This is a genomic window from Ferrimonas sp. YFM, assembly GCF_030296015.1.
Lineage (GTDB): Bacteria > Pseudomonadota > Gammaproteobacteria > Enterobacterales > Shewanellaceae > Ferrimonas.
The window spans coordinates 2,852,802-2,868,841 of sequence record NZ_AP027368.1; the positions used below are offsets into that span (position 1 = coordinate 2,852,802).

Consider the following 16,040-nt stretch of genomic DNA (forward strand, 5'->3'; position numbering starts at 1 on the left):
TGGCCTGTGCCATCCTCTGTTATTTCAAGCCATAGCGATGGCGAAACTTAGCCAGCCCCCGGTCGCTAAACCGAAGGATGCGTGAGTCCAGATCCCGAGAGGCCCAGCCTCGCTCCAGCAAGTCATCAAGGACCCATTGTCCCAGGCGGCCAGCCAGGTGGTTACGACGCTCGCTCCAGTCAAGACAGGAACGACACAGGGGACGGCGACTTGGTCCCGGCTCCAGACTGACGCCCAGCCCATCAAAAAACTCGGCACCCGATGCGGTCAACACCGTCTCCTCGCCCCTGTCTTCGATATACCCCTTATTGACCAGGGCATCATAGAAGGCAACCCCCAACTCCCCCGCCAGATGGTCATAACAGACTCGGGCACGGCACAGATCCGGATTGGTTGGGCCCGTATTTACCGGCAACGAGCGCCCGGCAGACAGATGCATCATCCGCTCCATCAACTGAGCCACCTCCTGGCCTCTCAGCTGAAAATACTTATGCCGCCCCTGTTTACGCACCCTTATCAACTGGCCTTGTTCCAGCTTTGTCAGGTGACTGCTGGCTGTTGGCGGCGTCACATCCGCCAGGGCAGCCAGTTCAGTGGCGGTCAACGCCTTACCCGCCATCAGGGCGGTCAGCATCTTGGCTCGGGTTGGGTCGCCAAACAGCCCGGCCAATTGAGCCACCCCCAAGTGAAGATCATCGGATTCCATAGTTAGACCAGCAACGAAGTGTGCGCCTTTGAATTGAACTAGCCTGAATTACATCACAGACACCTAAGGCCATACAGCCAAAGCGACTAAGGAAGAAACATGTACGCCGTAATTTTTGAAGTGACGCCGCTGGCGGCGGGTCGAGGCCAATATTTGGATATCGCCGCTGGACTTAAGGAAAAGCTCAGTGGGCTTGAGGGTTTCATCTCCATCGAACGATTTCAGAGCCTGACCCAGGACAACAAATTGCTCAGCCTCTCCTTCTGGGAGAGCGAAGAGGCCATCACCCAATGGCGCAATCAGATGGACCATATGCTGGCGCAACAACTCGGGAGGAACGAGCTGTTCGACTCCTACCGCATCCGCGTAGCCAATGTGGTCAGAGACTACTCTCAGGCGGAACGGGCACAAGCCCCCGCCTAGGAGTCACTGATAACCGGATAATAAGGATCCCCCCAATGGGACTGCGCCGCGTCCATCATTATGCTGATGATGCTGGGCACCAGCTCCTGCATCAGGTGTGTGCAGTCCCTGACCTGATTGCGATTGACGGCGCTGTTCCAGGTCGCGCCCCCATGAACCAACTGATTTCGTAGCGTATAGACCCGTGCCAATACGATGGAGAGCAGCTTGGGCGTGTCATTGTTGCTCAGCGCCTTCGAGGCCGCCCCTTTAGCACGGACAAAGCTGGCCTTCCACGCCTCTTCGCTGAGCTTACCATTCAAATGGTCCCAGTAGGGCTGAAACACAAACTGATTATCCAGCAAAACTCGGATGGGCCCGGTAAAGCTCTGCCACACCAACTGTGACAGACGCTCCTGTTTATCGTGAGCGTTAAGGCGGCTGATGAAGTCGCCGAAGACGTGCTGCTCACCGGGCCGGTACTCTATGGGGATGTCGCACGCATAGGCCGCGTTAAAGGCGATCCACAAAAAAATCAGCCTGCTGTCGTCGTCCTCACAGCTCTCCGCACGCTTTAGCCAACTGAGCGCCCGATGGACTCTCAGATTCAACCCTTCCGGGTAGTTCTCACGCTCACTGCGGTGCCTTCGTTTTAACTCGTCGAAAGATAGGGAAGTCATTAAGTCCTGCGATCTCCTGAGCCGCCGGATTTTGCCAGTTCCCCTAAGGTGCCACAGCCCCCAAATGGCTTTATTGATCTAAATTACCCATTTACTTCAGGTATTTATTTTTTGGTGTATCCGAACCTGCAAGAGCACACCGATGATAAATTCAGGCAGTAGCCATAACCGGCCCCCCTGCAATCTCTTCCTAGCTGAGGTGCAAACCAAGCCACCGGAACTGTGGCCTCGATAAGCGCACCGCTAGCACATTGTTTCATTAGAAAGTCATTCAAAAGAAAAGTGCAGACAGAAACTGCCTGTCCCCTCTCTATTTCTGTCAGTGACTATGCAGTAAGCCCTACGATGCTGTTTTTCTGTTCTAAAATACTAAGTCTCACAAATCAGAACTGCATGACAACGCAGACAAAGCTAATCCATTAGTTACTAGCAGGTGCAGCCATGACTAACAGCTTTACCTACAGATTGCGGGACGCGGTAGCCTATCGAAAACAGACGAACCTTCCCAACGTCAATCTTCTTATTGCCTTTGTCACTGTCTCGACACTCGCCTATATCGTCCTGGCAATATTTGCCATCCCTTCGGGGGAGCTTGCTGACTATCACTTTGTGAATGAAGATGGCGCCATTACCGCACTGTCGGCCATCTATCTGGCCATGGCTAGCGCCTTCTCCATGGGCTCGCTTGCAGTCACCGTTCGCGCGAAGGATCCCAATGTCTGGCCCTGGGTGATCATGACTCTGGGATTTGGCATTCTCGCGCTAGATGAGTTACTTCAGTTTCATGAACGCTTCGGGACAGTGCTGGCTCAATACGTAGACTCGGGCATATTCAGAAACTGGAACGATGTCATTGTCATTCTCTATGGCGTTGTGGCCCTACTTATCATGGCCTCAATTCTTCCGAGCATAGTCCGGTGTAAAATGCTGCTTGAGCTTTTTATTATAGGTTTCGCCTTCTATGTGGCTCATACCTTTATTGACGCAACCCATGAACCCAGGACCGTTGTTTCTGCCATTTTTGAAGAGTCCGCCAAACTCTTTTGTGTGCTGTTTTTAGCCTTGGGTTCCTTTATCGGGTTTCTCGGCGCTTTATGGAATTTCAAGCCGTCCAACAATTGATCAGCAGATATTCCATAGCGCGGTACCTCTTTTAACTCATAAAAAAGCCGGTGCAGGTGCACCGGCAAACCACTACAGTCAAAGGTTACTAGGGAAACTATGAAGGCGAGGGTCGGCGATCCTCGATGACAATGCCGTCTCTGGGCAGGCTGCCAGGCTCCACCCAGTTCACCTCGGCGCCCAGCTTGAGCAGGGCCCGGGCCAGGGTGGCCACTTCTGACTCTGGCAAGGGCGGCTCCGCCTGGGGCTCACACAGCAGAGTGAGCTGATCATTGTGGGCCTGACGCTCCACCAGGGCGCGGATGCGGCTCATACCCGCCACCCGGCTGCGCAGGCGCTCCAGCTGCACCGGATGGACAAACATCCCCTTTACTTTGGTGGTCTGATCCGCCCGGCCCATCCAACCCTTGATGCGACCATTGCTGCGCCCACAGGCACTGGGGCCATCCATCATGGCGGAAAGGTCTCCGGTGGCAAACCGAATCAACGGATAGTCACGGTTGAAGCTGGTCACCACCACCTCACCCACCTCGCCGTCGGCGACGGGTTCGCCGCTGCCGGGGCGGACGATTTCCACCACTATGTCTTCCGCCAGCACCAGCCCTTGGTCCGGCTCACTCTCGTAGGCAATCAGACCGATGTCTGCGGTGGCATAGGCCTGGCGCACTTCGATGCCGGCGTCCTGGAACACTTGGCGCAACGCTCCGGGCAGGGCCTCGCCGGTTACCAGAGCATGGGTAAAGGAGAGGGTCTGGCCCTTCTCCGCCGCCCTGTCCAATAGAATCTTCAAAAACGACGGCGTACCGCAGTAGCCCTGAGGCTTCAGACTGGCGTTGATCTCCAGCTGCAACTCGGTCTGACCCGGGCCGGCGGGAATCACGGTACAGCCGCAGGCACGGGCGCCGGAATCCAGGATGAAGCCGCCGGGGCTCAGGTGGTAGGAGAGGCAGTTTTGCACCAGCTGACCGGGACGAAAACCGGCGGCATAGAATGCCCGGCCCATGCGCCACCAGTCGTTGCCGGTGTTTTCCGGTTCGTTGATGGGGCCGGGAGACTGGAACAACCGTTCCACCCTGCCCCCTTCCGGGTTGAGGCCACCGAAAGGCCCACGCTCCTCCTGCAGCTCAATCAGCTGGGATTTACGGGTCACCGGCAGGCTGGCCAGCGCCTCCCGGCTGGCCACCGGGCCACTCAGCTCAGCCAGCAGCGCCCCGAAATAGGGGCTGCTGCCCCGGGCAAAGTCGATAAAACCATCCAGTTGCGCCAACAGGCCCGCTTCCCGCTCCTGCGGGTCCAGGCACTCCTTGTCGTCGAAAAACTCGCACATACCAGCCTCCTTAGAGCCAGCGTTTCCGCCGCTTGTAGGACTTGAGGTTCTTAAAGCTCTTACGCTCTTCGTTGCCCCCGCCCAGGTAGAACTCCTTCACATCCTCGTTGTTCAGCAGTTGCTCCCTGGTACCGTCGAGCACGATCTTGCCCGACTCCATGATGTAGCCGTAATGGGCCGCCTTGAGGGCGTAGTTGGCATTCTGTTCCACCAGCAGCATGGTGATCCCCTGCTCCCGGTTGATCTTCTCGATGATGCCGAACACCTCTTTCACCAGCAGGGGTGACAGCCCCATGGAGGGCTCATCCAGCAAAATCATTTTGGGGCGGGCCATCAGGGCCCGGCCGATGGCCAGCATCTGCTGTTCGCCACCGGAGAGGTAACCGGCCAGACCGGTGCGCTCCTTGAGGCGGGGGAAGTACTCGAACACCATCTCGATGTCGGCGGCCACCTCGTTGTCGCTGCGGGTATAGGCCCCCAGCTTGAGATTCTCAATCACCGTCATGTCTTCGACGATGCGGCGCCCCTCCATCACCTGGAAGATGCCGGCGCGGACAATCTCCTCCGCATGGGCAGTATCGATACGCTTGCCCATAAAGTGGATGTCCCCCCGGGTCACCTCGCCATCCTCGGTCTTCAGCAGGCCGGAGATCGCCTTAAGGGTGGTGGACTTACCGGCCCCGTTGGGGCCCAGCAGGGTGACAATCTTGCCCTTGGGCACCTCGATGCTGACGCCGCGAAGCACCTGAATCACTTCGTCGTACACCACCTCGATGTTGTTCACCGCCAGCACCGGCTCCTCGGTTTGAATCTGAACTGCAGCTTCTGTCATGGGGACTCCTTTATTCCTTGACCGGGGGCACCGGGGTGCCCCCCTTTCCTCTATTGCTTGACTCGGATCAGAAACCCAGCCAGTCGTCACGGCGCTCCAGGGTCATCTGGCTGACACGCTCAATCTGAACGTTGCCGTCGTTGTAGTTGCCCTTGTAGATGTTCACCTGGTTGATGCCGCGGTGATCCTCAGCGCTCCAGTTGGCGGCCAGGCACACCCCTTCCAGGCCAGCCGGTACCCAATTTTCACGGGCGTACATCCCCTTCTTGATGTTCTCGCCGGTGATGCCGCCGTTGTCCTTGGCCCACTCCATCGCTTCCTTCATGTAGTAGGCGGAGCACACCCCACGGATGTAGTGGTGCAGGCGCTCCTCCTTGCCTGAAGGGTCAGACACCTTGGAGATCTCACGCACCAGTTTCATTCCGGGTACATCGTCGGTCCAGAAGGGGGTCATGGTGGGGAAGATGTAATCCCGAATACCCTCACCGGCGGCCTCAAACACCTTCTTGTCGCCGCCCCAGATGTTGGACATAAACTGGATGTCGGTGCCAACGGTGTTGCAGGATTTCACCAAAGACAGAACCGACCCGCCCAGGTTGCCGATGTAACCATAGTTGGTGCCGGAGCTCTTCAGGCTCAGGCACTGGGCCTTGAAGTCACCAGGCTTCATGGAGATCACCACGGGAGGCATCACCTCAAAACCCAACTCCTTGGCGTAGATGGCGCAGGCTTCTTTAGGTGCGTTGGGGTAAGGGTGGTTGGCGCCGATGTGGGTGAACTTAGGCTTGCCGCTGTTACCCTTGGCCTTCCAATCCTCGGCGGCCCACTGCACCAGACCACGGCAGGCGTCTGAGTAGGACGCGCCGTAGAAGAAGTTATAGGGGGCCGGCTTGGAGGTCTTGGGGTTTTTGCCCATGGGGTCGGTCAGATGACCGGAATAGGACGCGGAGTACACCGGAATCTCGTCCTTGGCCACGAAGGAGATCAGCGCTTCGGTGTCGGCGGTGCCCCACCCCTGCATTGCTACCATGCCTTTGCGGGACTTCCACTTCTTGTAGGAAGCGATCGCCTGGGGCACCTTGTAGGCGTAGTCGATGGTCTCAAACTCCAGCTTAGTGCCGCTGATGCCGCCGTTGGCATTGATGTAGGTCATGGCATCACGCACACCGTCGGCGTACACCTTGCCCACGAAGGCAGTGGGTCCGGACATGTCCGCCAGGTGGCCAACGAATACCGAATCCTCAGCCTGAGCAGGCGCGCCCATCATCATGGCCGCAGTGGCGGCGAAGATCGCAGATTTCTTGTACATAGTTTTCATCCCTTGTTTGCGGGCGCCACAGGCCCGTTTTCCGTTGTTGGGGAGGCCCGACCGCCCGGCATCCCCGCGCTCCCCCCGGCATACCGGGGGGAAGGATTGCACTCCCCTTAATAGGCGAAGGGGTAGAATTTCCAGTAGTTCTTCACCTGCTGCCAGCGGTGGGCCAGTCCCTGAGGTTCAAAAATCAGGAACAGGATGATCACCAGGCCGATGGCCATCTCCTTGATGTAGGCCAAGCCGTCCACCACCATGGGGATGTTGCCCCAGTCGGTCATCTTCAGCAGGCCAACGCCCCCTTCCAGGGCTTCGGGCAACAGCACCATGAAGATGCAGCCCAGCAGAGTGCCCTTTACCGAACCCAGGCCGCCGATGATCACCATGGCCAGGAACTGCACCGACATGAAAATGGTGAAACCCTCTGCGGACACATAGCCCAGGTAGTGGGCGTACAGGGCACCGCCAATGCCGGCGTAAAAGGAGGAGATGCCGAAGGAGAGCAGGCGGTACTTGTTCAGCTTGACCCCCATGATCTCCGCAGACAGGTAGTGATCCCGCACCGCCACGAAGGCGCGACCATCACGGCTACGCATCAGGTTGCAGCCCCACAGGTACATGAACACCAGGGCGAACAAGGCGATGTAGAAGAAGGTCTCATCGGTGTCGAACACGAAACCAAACAGGTTCACCGGCTCTGCCATGGATCCGGCGCTGCCGCCGGAGAACCACTCGGCGCGGCCGAAGAAATCCTCGATGATGAACTGGGCCGCCAGGGTGGCGATGGCCAGATACAGTCCCTTGATTCGCGCCGCCGGCATGCCGAACAACATGCCCACGCCCATGGTCAGGTAACCCGCCAGGGGAATGCAGAGGAACACCGGAATGCCAAAGCTGGTGTTGAGCCAGGCGGAGGCGAAGGCGCCGAAGCCGAAGAAGGCACCGTGGCCCAGGGAGATCTGCCCGGTGTAGCCCACCAGGATGTTCAGCCCCAGAGCCGCGATCCCCAGATAGGAGATCTGAATGAACAGGGTCAGGTAGTAGGCGTCCAGCACAAAGGGCGCCAGACAAGCCAGGGCGATCCCCGCCACCATCAACCAGTGGATGGTGCGGGTCTCGAAGATGGTGTTGTCCTGCTTATAGCTGGTGCGAAAATCGCCGCATGGACGCATGGCCGGGCTAGACATGGCGCACTCCTTTCACAATAAAACTCATGGTTACTTCCTTTTAAATCCGCTCAATGTCTTTGGTGCCGAACAGGCCGTAGGGCTTGAACCACAGAATCACCAAGAGCACATAGAAGGGCGCAATGTCGTACATGTTGCCGATGTGCAGGTACTGGCTGTCGACAAACTCCGCCAAGTTCTCCAGCACACCGATGGTGATGCCGCCGACGATGGCACCGACGATGGAATCCAGGCCGCCGAGGATCACCGCCGGGAACACCTTGATCCCCATCACCGACAGGGAGTCGGAGACGCCGTTCACCATACCGATCACCACACCGGCGGTAGCCGATACCGTGGCAGCGATGCCCCAGCTCATGGCGAACACCTGCTTGACCGAGATCCCCAGTGACTGGGCCACCTGCTGGTCGAAGGCGGTGGCGCGCATCGCCAGGCCATGCTTGGAATGGGTAAAGAACAGGTAGAAACCCACCATGATGAGGATGGCGATGCCGGTGCTCATCAGGTACGCCAGCTCGATGTTCAGGCCAAACAGGTTGATGCTCTGGGTGTCGAACACCTTGGGATAGCTCTCAGGGGCCACACCGAAGATCCACTTGGTCAGGGACTGGAAGAAGATGGACAGGCCGATGGTCACCATGATCACCGAGATGATGGGTTCGCCAATCATGGGCCTCAACACAATCATCTGCAGCGCCACCCCGAACACCGCCATAAAGGCCAGGCTCAGCAGGAAACCGACGAAAAACGGCAGCTGCAGATAGACCAGCAGGGCCCAGCAGGTCCAGGCGCCCACCAGCAGGAATTCACCCTGGGCGAAGTTCACAATCTGGGTCGACTTGTACACCAGTACGAAGCACATCCCCACCACCCCGTACAACAGGCCAACGATCAGTCCGTTGACCACCAGTTGCAGTAACAGCTCGAAATTCATGATGCTCTCCTTTGCTCATCGCCCGGTTCATGACCCTTGGGTTGCTCAATGAGGGTGGCCACTTCCAGCTGGGTCTGAACCCGGGTCTTGGAGCCGTCCTGGAAGGTGATCACCGTGTCGATGTCCACCTGAGGCTCGTCGTTGTAAATCGCTTCGATGATGTCGCCATACTTCTCGGCAACCACGCCCCGGCGCACCTTACGGGTTCGGGTCAGTTCACCGTCATCGGCGTCCAGCTCCTTGTAGAGCAGCACAAACTTGGCGATCTTCTGCGCCGGAGGCAGGGTGGCGTTGACCTTCTCCACCTCTTGAGCCAGCTTGGCGTAAACCTCAGGCAGGCTGGCCAGGTTGATGTAGTTGGTGAATGCCAGGCCCTGCTGCTCAGCCCACTTGGCCACGATGGAGAAGCGGATACAGAGGATGGAGGACAGGTAGGGGCGGTTCTTACCCAGGATCACCGCCTCACCGATGAAGCTGGAGAACTTCAGCTTGTTCTCGATGTACTGGGGGGAGTACTGGATGCCGGTGCTGGTGTGGGCCAGGTCCTTGATGCGGTCGATCACCACCAGATGACCGGACTTCTTGAAGTAGCCGGCGTCACCTGTGTGCATCCAGCCATCGCGGACGTCCTCATCATAGGCCGCTTGGTTGCCCAGGTAACCGCAGAACATCCCCTCGGTCTTGGCCACCACTTCGCCCAACCCTTCGGCGTCGGCGTTGATCACCTTCACCTCGGCGTTGTCGAAGGCCACTCCCACACTGTCGTAGTCCACGTCATCGGCGTGGTGGATGGTGTAGGCACCGCACATCTCGGTCTGACCGTAGAGCTGACGCAGAGGCACACCGATGGACTGGAAGAAACGGAAGGTGTCCGGCCCCATGGCGGCGCCACCGGTGGCGGCGGACTTGAGGAAGGAGAAACCCAGACGGTCACGCAGCGCCTTCATCAGCAACCAGTCCGCCAGGGTGGATTTCTTGCCCTGCTCCAGGGCCTTCTCTGCCCGGGTCATGGCAAAGTCATACAGCTTCTGTTTGAGCGGTGTCGAGTCCATCATCCGCGCCTGAACGTCCGCCAGGATCTGCTCCCACACCCGTGGGGCCAGCAGTACAAAGCTGGGGCCAATCTCCCGCAGGTCGGCCATCATGGTCTCCTGCTCTTCGACGAAGTTGACAATCTGGCGGGCGATGAGCGCCTGGCCCACGGCGTACACCTGCTCCATGATCCAGGGCAAAGGCAGTACCGACACATAGTTATCACCGGCGCTGCGCGGGTCGGCGCGCAGATAGGCGCTGCAGTGCTTGATGAAGTTGCCCCCTTTCAGCAGGGCAATCTTGGGCTTGGAGGTGGTGCCCGAGGTGGTGCAGTAGATGGCCACCTCATCCGGGTCGGTGGCGTCCACCATCTGGTCAAAGCGCTTGGAGTCAGTATTCTCCTGCTCACGGCCGATGCGGTAGAGATCCTCCACATCCACCAGGCGCTCGTCGTCATATTTGCGCATCCCCCTGGGATCGCAGTAGACGATGTATTTCACGCCGGGGATCTGGTCCTCCAGCTCCAGCAGCTTGTCGCACTGCTCCTCATCCTCGGCGATCACCACTGAGGTGCCGGAGAGGTTGATGAGATAGGCCACCTCTTCGTGCAGGGAGTCCTGGTAGATCCCCACCGAGTAACAGCCCAGGGTGTGCGCCGCCAACTCGCCCCACACCCACTCGGGGCGGTTGTCCCCCAGCAGAGCAATAGTGTCCTTGGATTGGATTCCCAGCTTGTCCAAAGCCAGCGCCATCCACTTTACCCGGTCCAGATAGTCGGCCCAGGTGAATTCGTTCCAGATGCCGAACTCCTTCTCCCGCATGGCCACATCATTGGGCCAGTACTGGCCGTTGTGGCGCAAAATCTTGGGGAAGGTATTGAGTTCGCCCATCTCAAAGCCGTGATCGGCCGCGTTAAATGCCTGACTCATCAGCCTGCCTCCTGCATCTCGTCACCGTCTTCCAGGCCCAGGTAGGCGCGTTTGACGTGCTCATCCGCCATCACCTGCTCAGGAAGGCCGCTGATCAGCTTCTTACCGAAGTCCAGCACCATCACTTCGTGGGAGATGTCCATCACCACACCCATGTCGTGCTCGATCATCACCACGGTGATGCCAAACTCCTCGTTAAGGTCGAGGATGTAGCGGGCCATATCCTCCTTTTCTTCCAGGTTCATCCCCGCCATGGGTTCATCCAGAAGAATCAGTTTGGGTTTGAGGGCCATGGCCCGGGCCAGCTCCACCCGCTTGCGCAAACCGTAGGAGAGGGTGCCCGCCACCGATTTACGCACATGGGTGATGTCGAGAAAGTCGATGATCTGTTCCACTTCGCGGCGGTGGGCCAGCTCCTCCTTCTCTGCCGGAGAGAACCAGTAGAGAGGGCCGGTCACCCAGTTGTTCTTCATCAGGTGGTGACGACCCACCATGATGTTCTCCAGCACCGTCATATGACCAAACAGGGCCAGATTCTGGAAGGTACGGCCTATGCCCAGATCGGCACGATCGTTGGGTCGCAAGTTGGTTACCTCACGACCGTCAAAATGGATGGCGCCCTTCTGGGGACGGTAACGACCGGAGATGCAGTTCAGCATGGAGGTCTTGCCCGCACCGTTGGGGCCGATGATGGAAAACACCGATCCCCGGGGCACTTCAAAACTGACGTCGGTCAGCGCCTTGACTCCGCCGAAGGCGAGAGAGACGTGCTCGACTTTGAGGATGGAATCTGTCATTCCCAAACTCCTGATTCTTGGGTAGGGGCATCCACTGCCCGATTGGGGTAATGCAGTAGTGCGGCGGCGGGAGACCCCGCCGCCGGAGGGCGTTACAGGGCGTAACGCATGGAGAACTGGCCATAGAAGGAGTCTTTGTCGACCTCCTCCATCTTGAACTGGCCCACCTCGAAACCGATGGCCAGCTCCTTGGTGAGGTTCTGGAACAGGTTGACGCCCCACTGGCTGCGCTCAACCTCGGTAATGTCTGTCTCTACCCAACCATAAAGCGCGGTAGAGCGCAGGGTGTCGGTCCAGTAGTGGCGATAGGCCGCCAGCCAGGCGGTGGTGTCTTCCACCTCTTCACCCACCACGTCCATGGCGGCGCCGCCGGAGATGTAGCGGCCCAGCTCACCCTGGTGATACTGGAAGCGGAAGTCGTCTTTACCGAAGGTGTTGATCTTACCGGCGATAGACGCACCAAAAGCGGTTTCGCTGCTGCCACCTATGGTATTCAGTTCGCGGCCCAATACGGAGACATTGACGTTACCCCAGTCACCCTTGAAGGTGTACTTACCGATCACGTCCGGCATGGAGTCGTTGGAGGTGTCGCCACCGAAGGTCTCGGGGTTTTCCACCGCCACCTGCAAGCCGCCCATGGAGTAACGAATCATCCCCTGACGCACAAAGGAGAGACCCACCAGGGCACCGGCGAAGTCTGCAGACTCAGGAATGGCGCTGGTGTTCATGAAGGTGGTCCAGGTCTGACCGGCCAGGATACCTTTGTAGCTCACGAAAGCGTGACGGATACGGGGGCTGGTGGAGTTGGAGATAACCTGGTTGCCGCCGGTACCGAAGAAATCCATCTCGATGAAACCGGTGACGTCCCCGTGGATGTACTTGGTGTTGAAGCGGGTTTCATTGGCGAAGATACGGAACTGAGACGCGCTCTCCTCCAGAGGAGTACCACTGCCGGTCCAGAAATCCTTATAGGCCACATCCCCGTCGACATAACGGGCATCCACCTTGATATAACCGCCGAAAATCAGCTTGTCGTTCTCTGACAATTCAATCTCGTAGCCGGACAGAGCACTGCCGGAAAAGGCCAGCAGAGAGCTTGCTACCGCGAGTTTGACTGAGTGTTTCATCATCTTCATCCCTTGTTGTAGTGGTGCCTTAAACATCGTGAAAGGCAGCCATTCTCACAATTGGGAATAGGTATTAGGCCAGAGGTCTTAATACGAAAGTATTAGACTTTGAGCCATTGGGTAGCGTTACACTGATGGTAATCACAGCCCAAGGGAGTAGCGGGCTGACACAAAAATAATAGGGATAGTACATGTTTCCAAACTGGCTCCTGGTGCTGGTCAGCCTGGGTTATATTGGCCTGCTGTTTGCCATCGCCTTCCTCGGCGACCGCTACCGCCACAAACTGGCCGCCCATCAGCACAGCCTGATCTACGCCCTGTCACTCGGGGTCTACTGCACCTCCTGGGGATTTCTGGGCACCGCCGGTCAGGCCTCTCGGGGCGACTTTTCCTATCTGCCGGTGTACATCGCCCCTATCCTGCTGTTCGTCATCGGCTGGCCCTTCATCCAGCGCATCATCCGGGTCTGCCTGAGACTGAACATCACCTCCATCGCCGACCTGCTGGCGGCCCGCTTCGGCAAGTCTCAGAAACTGGCGGTGCTGGTGACCCTGGTTGCCCTGTTCGGCACCCTGCCCTACATCGCCCTGCAGCTCAAAGCGATCGTCAACTCCTACGAAATCCTGCGGGAGACCATGACACTGACCTCCTGGCAGTTGGGGCTGTTGGTCACCCTGGTACTGGCAGGCTTTACCATCATCTTCGGCGTCCGGGCCATCGACGTCACAGAGCGCCATCCCGGGGTGATGGTGGCCATCGCTTTCGAATCGCTGATCAAACTCATCGCCTTTTTGGTGGTGGGCCTGTTTGTCTCCTTTGTGGCCTTCGACTCCCCGGCGGAGATCTGGCAGCGGGCCACCGAGGCGGCGGCCGAGCCCGCGTTTACCGGCAACAGCCTGGTGTCCATGCTGGGACTGACGGTGATCGTAGTGTGTGCCTTCCTCTGCCTGCCCCGGCAGTTTCAGGTCACCATGGTGGAACTGAAAGACCCTGAACAGGCCAAACTCAGCCGCTGGCTGTTTCCCCTCTACGTACTGGTGTTCGCCTTTTTCGCTGCCCCCCTGGGTCAGGCCGGCGCCCTGCTCTACGGCGATTCCATGGCACCGGACGCCTACGTGCTGTTCCTGCCCGCCTACCATGGCCACTACTGGCTGAGCCTGCTCAGTTTCCTCGGCGCCATCTCCGCCGCCAGCGCCATGGTGATCATCTCCACCATGGCCCTGAGCATCATGCTCAGCAACGAAGTGGTGTTCCCCGCCCTGTTCCGCCGCAGTGCCCTGGAAGAGACCGATTTCCTCAGATTCAGGGCCAGGCTGCTGATGGTGCGCAAAGGCCTGGTGCTGGTGGTGATCTCCCTGGCATTCGCCATGTTCCTGGTGGCCCCGCCCCACACCCTCTCCTCTTTGGGAGAGGTCGCCTTTGGTGCCATCGCCCAGATTGGCCCGGCGCTGTTCGCCGCCTTCTGGTGGCGCAAGGTAAGCCTGGCCGGCGTGGTCTCCGGCATTGGCGCCGGGTTTGGCATCTGGCTGCTGTTCAACCTGGCTCCTCAGTTGGGGCTCTATGCTCACCCCATGGAGGGTTCGCCTTTTGGGGCCACCACCATGGCCACCCTGTTGGGGCTGCTGGTGAATATGGGGATGATCTGGCTGATCTCCGCCCTGAGCCGGCAGACGGTCAAGGAGCAGATGCAGATGGAGCTGTTCTTCGCCCGCCCCGACATCCATGAACGTCTGCCCATCAAGGCGGGGCGCATCGACCCCAAGGAGCTGGAGCTGCTGGCGGCCCGCTTCGTCGGCCACGACAAGGCCACTCAAGGCTTCGATCTCTACTATCGCAACCACCCCAGGTTCAGGGAGGGGCGTCAGAATGCGGATCAGGAGCTGGTGCTCTACACGGAGAACCTGCTGGCGACGGTGATGGGCTCGGCTTCGGCCAGGCTGGTGATCTCCTGTGCCCTGCAGGGGCGGGACATCGCCCTGGATGAGGTGGCCCAGCTGATGGACGAAGCCACCAGCCAGCGCACCGCCCTGAGCCGGGAGCTGCTGCAAAGCGCCATCGAAAACGCCTCCGAGGGGATTTCCGTCACCGACAACAATCACAAGCTGGTGGCCTGGAACCGCCGCTACCTCAACCTGTTCAACTACCCGGAAGGCCTGGTCTATCCCGGCTGTCCGGTGGAAGATCTCATCCACTACAACCTAAGCCAGCTGATCGATGACGATGAGGAGGTGGAGCGTCAGGTGGCCCGGCGTCTTCGCTACCTGCGCCAGGGCAGTCGCCACAGTTCGGAGCGTCAGCTGCCCGATGGCACGGTGATTCGTATCGAGGGCAACCCCATGCCCGGCGGCGGCTTTGTGATGCTGTTCTCCGACATCACCGTCTACCGGGAAGCGGAAGCGCTGCTGACTGAGAAAAACCTGGATCTGGAGTCCCTGGTGTCCGAACGCACCAACAAGCTGGCCATGGCCAATGAGCAGTTGGCCCGCTCCAACGCCAAGCTGGACGCTGCCCGAGAGCAGGCGGAATCCGCTCACCGCCAGAAGAGTCAGTATCTCAAAGCCTGCAGCCACGACCTGCTGCAGCCGCTGTCGGCCGCCAGATTGTTCTCCTCAACCCTGATGGAGGAGGGAGACCTCTCCCCCAATCAGAGGGCAGGCCTGGAGCAGATCGACCGCTCCTTGCAGGTGGCCAATGAGCTGCTGCTGGATCTCAACGCCATCACCAAGATCGAAAGTGGCACCATAGTGCCCAAGCTGGAATCCTTCCCCTTACAATCCCTGCTGGACTCTCTGGTGGGAGAGTTCGGCGCCCTGGCCCCCCGTTACCAGGTCACCCTGAGGGCAGTGCCCTGCAGCGCCTGGGTGCACAGCGACAAGCAACTTCTACGGAGAATCCTGCAAAACCTGCTCTCCAATGCGCTCCGGTACGCCAGTGGCGGCAAGGTGGTGCTGGGCTGCCGCCGCGGCGAACAGCTGGAGATCCAGGTATTGGACAACGGCCCCGGCATCCCCGCAGAGAAGCAGCAACTGGTGTTCGAGCAATTTACCCGACTGCAGAGCGGCGGCCCCAATGGCCTGGGGCTGGGCCTGAATATCGCCCAGGGATTGAGCCAGTTGCTGGGCCACACTCTGTCCCTGGACTCCGAGGCCGGCAGAGGCTGCTGCTTCTCCCTGGCCCTGCCTCCCGCCCGGCCTCAGGTTCAGGCCATGCCCACCCAGACCAGCGCCTTTACCCTGCAAGGGGTGCGGGTCCTGTGCATCGACAACGATCCCGCCGTACTCGCCGGCATGGAGCAGTTGCTCGGTAGCTGGCAATGCAGCGTCTTTGTCGCCGACAGCCTGGCCAGCGCCGAGGCGCTGCTTAACAGTCGCCATGGTGAGATGGACATCATGCTGGTGGATTACCAGCTGAACAACGATGAGGACGGCATCTCGGTAATGCAGCGGATGCAGCAGCTCAGTGCCCGGCCCCTGCCGGGCATCCTCATCAGCGCCACCACAGACGAAGGGGTGGTCAACCAGGCCAAAGAGGCGGGCTTCGGGTTCCTGCGCAAGCTGGTGAAGCCCGTTGCCCTGAGGGCACTGATGAGTGCCACCCTGGTGCGTGAACTGCAACAGAACTATGGTCAGGAGCTGGATACTCAAAATGGTTAA

13 protein-coding genes are annotated in these 16,040 nt (G+C 59.0%); 3 read left to right on the forward strand and 10 right to left on the reverse strand.

Annotation, left to right across the window (positions count from 1 at the left end; translation table 11 throughout):
• Positions 1–19: 19 nt before the first annotated feature.
• Positions 20–706, reverse strand: a complete 687-nt coding sequence (locus QUE41_RS13375; RefSeq protein ID WP_286339522.1) for an ArsR/SmtB family transcription factor — start codon at positions 704–706, stop codon at positions 20–22.
• A 99-nt stretch (positions 707–805) separates the two neighbouring features.
• Here QUE41_RS13375 and QUE41_RS13380 point away from each other — a divergent pair, with 99 nt between their 5' ends.
• Positions 806–1,129 (forward strand): antibiotic biosynthesis monooxygenase family protein, encoded by a 324-nt coding sequence (locus QUE41_RS13380; RefSeq protein WP_286339523.1) that lies wholly within the window; start codon positions 806–808, stop codon positions 1,127–1,129.
• Here QUE41_RS13380 and QUE41_RS13385 read toward each other — a convergent pair.
• Positions 1,126–1,788 (reverse strand): HEPN domain-containing protein, encoded by a 663-nt coding sequence (locus QUE41_RS13385; RefSeq protein WP_286339524.1) that lies wholly within the window; start codon positions 1,786–1,788, stop codon positions 1,126–1,128. The genes QUE41_RS13380 and QUE41_RS13385 overlap by 4 nt on opposite strands.
• Before the next feature lie 441 nt (positions 1,789–2,229).
• Here QUE41_RS13385 and QUE41_RS13390 point away from each other — a divergent pair, with 441 nt between their 5' ends.
• Positions 2,230–2,910 (forward strand): DUF8692 domain-containing protein, encoded by a 681-nt coding sequence (locus QUE41_RS13390; RefSeq protein WP_286339525.1) that lies wholly within the window; start codon positions 2,230–2,232, stop codon positions 2,908–2,910.
• A 97-nt stretch (positions 2,911–3,007) separates the two neighbouring features.
• Here QUE41_RS13390 and QUE41_RS13395 read toward each other — a convergent pair whose 3' ends face one another.
• The 8 genes from QUE41_RS13395 to QUE41_RS13430 all read right to left on the reverse strand — a co-directional run bounded on the left by QUE41_RS13395 (position 3,008) and on the right by QUE41_RS13430 (position 12,387).
• A complete protein-coding gene (locus QUE41_RS13395; RefSeq protein ID WP_286339526.1) occupies positions 3,008–4,237 on the reverse strand; it encodes a phenylacetate--CoA ligase family protein in 1,230 nt (409 codons plus the stop codon).
• A 10-nt stretch (positions 4,238–4,247) separates the two neighbouring features.
• On the reverse strand, positions 4,248–5,069 hold the full coding sequence (locus QUE41_RS13400) for an ABC transporter ATP-binding protein (protein WP_286339527.1): 822 nt from the start codon (positions 5,067–5,069) through the stop codon (positions 4,248–4,250).
• 67 nt (positions 5,070–5,136) lie between these two features.
• Positions 5,137–6,378 (reverse strand): ABC transporter substrate-binding protein, encoded by a 1,242-nt coding sequence (locus QUE41_RS13405; RefSeq protein ID WP_286339528.1) that lies wholly within the window; start codon positions 6,376–6,378, stop codon positions 5,137–5,139.
• A 116-nt stretch (positions 6,379–6,494) separates the two neighbouring features.
• Positions 6,495–7,568, reverse strand: coding sequence for a branched-chain amino acid ABC transporter permease (locus tag QUE41_RS13410; RefSeq protein WP_286339529.1), 1,074 nt, complete (start codon positions 7,566–7,568; stop codon positions 6,495–6,497).
• 40 nt (positions 7,569–7,608) lie between these two features.
• Positions 7,609–8,502, reverse strand: a complete 894-nt coding sequence (locus QUE41_RS13415) for a branched-chain amino acid ABC transporter permease (protein WP_286339530.1) — start codon at positions 8,500–8,502, stop codon at positions 7,609–7,611.
• On the reverse strand, positions 8,499–10,463 hold the full coding sequence (locus QUE41_RS13420; RefSeq protein WP_286339531.1) for a long-chain fatty acid--CoA ligase: 1,965 nt from the start codon (positions 10,461–10,463) through the stop codon (positions 8,499–8,501). Before QUE41_RS13420 ends, QUE41_RS13415 begins: the two co-directional genes overlap by 4 nt.
• Entirely contained in the window at positions 10,463–11,260 is a 798-nt protein-coding gene (locus QUE41_RS13425) for an ABC transporter ATP-binding protein (protein ID WP_286339532.1), read from the reverse strand. Before QUE41_RS13425 ends, QUE41_RS13420 begins: the two co-directional genes overlap by 1 nt.
• 92 nt (positions 11,261–11,352) lie before the next feature.
• Positions 11,353–12,387: a DcaP family trimeric outer membrane transporter gene (locus QUE41_RS13430; RefSeq protein WP_502876026.1), complete on the reverse strand. Its 1,035-nt coding sequence runs from the start codon at positions 12,385–12,387 to the stop codon at positions 11,353–11,355.
• Between the two features lie 191 nt (positions 12,388–12,578).
• On the opposite strand from QUE41_RS13430, the gene QUE41_RS13435 reads away from it, so the two are divergent.
• Positions 12,579–16,040, forward strand: a complete 3,462-nt coding sequence (locus QUE41_RS13435; protein WP_286339534.1) for a hybrid sensor histidine kinase/response regulator — start codon at positions 12,579–12,581, stop codon at positions 16,038–16,040.

Coding starts and splice junctions, on each gene's coding strand:
- QUE41_RS13375 (WP_286339522.1), bottom strand. CDS start 706: ATGGAATCCGATGATCTTCACTTGGGGGTGGCTCAATTGGCCGGGCTG.
- QUE41_RS13380 (WP_286339523.1), top strand. CDS start 806: ATGTACGCCGTAATTTTTGAAGTGACGCCGCTGGCGGCGGGTCGAGGC.
- QUE41_RS13385 (WP_286339524.1), bottom strand. CDS start 1,788: ATGACTTCCCTATCTTTCGACGAGTTAAAACGAAGGCACCGCAGTGAG.
- QUE41_RS13390 (WP_286339525.1), top strand. CDS start 2,230: ATGACTAACAGCTTTACCTACAGATTGCGGGACGCGGTAGCCTATCGA.
- QUE41_RS13395 (WP_286339526.1), bottom strand. CDS start 4,237: ATGTGCGAGTTTTTCGACGACAAGGAGTGCCTGGACCCGCAGGAGCGG.
- QUE41_RS13400 (WP_286339527.1), bottom strand. CDS start 5,069: ATGACAGAAGCTGCAGTTCAGATTCAAACCGAGGAGCCGGTGCTGGCG.
- QUE41_RS13405 (WP_286339528.1), bottom strand. CDS start 6,378: ATGTACAAGAAATCTGCGATCTTCGCCGCCACTGCGGCCATGATGATG.
- QUE41_RS13410 (WP_286339529.1), bottom strand. CDS start 7,568: ATGTCTAGCCCGGCCATGCGTCCATGCGGCGATTTTCGCACCAGCTAT.
- QUE41_RS13415 (WP_286339530.1), bottom strand. CDS start 8,502: ATGAATTTCGAGCTGTTACTGCAACTGGTGGTCAACGGACTGATCGTT.
- QUE41_RS13420 (WP_286339531.1), bottom strand. CDS start 10,463: ATGAGTCAGGCATTTAACGCGGCCGATCACGGCTTTGAGATGGGCGAA.
- QUE41_RS13425 (WP_286339532.1), bottom strand. CDS start 11,260: ATGACAGATTCCATCCTCAAAGTCGAGCACGTCTCTCTCGCCTTCGGC.
- QUE41_RS13430 (WP_502876026.1), bottom strand. CDS start 12,387: ATGAAACACTCAGTCAAACTCGCGGTAGCAAGCTCTCTGCTGGCCTTT.
- QUE41_RS13435 (WP_286339534.1), top strand. CDS start 12,579: ATGTTTCCAAACTGGCTCCTGGTGCTGGTCAGCCTGGGTTATATTGGC.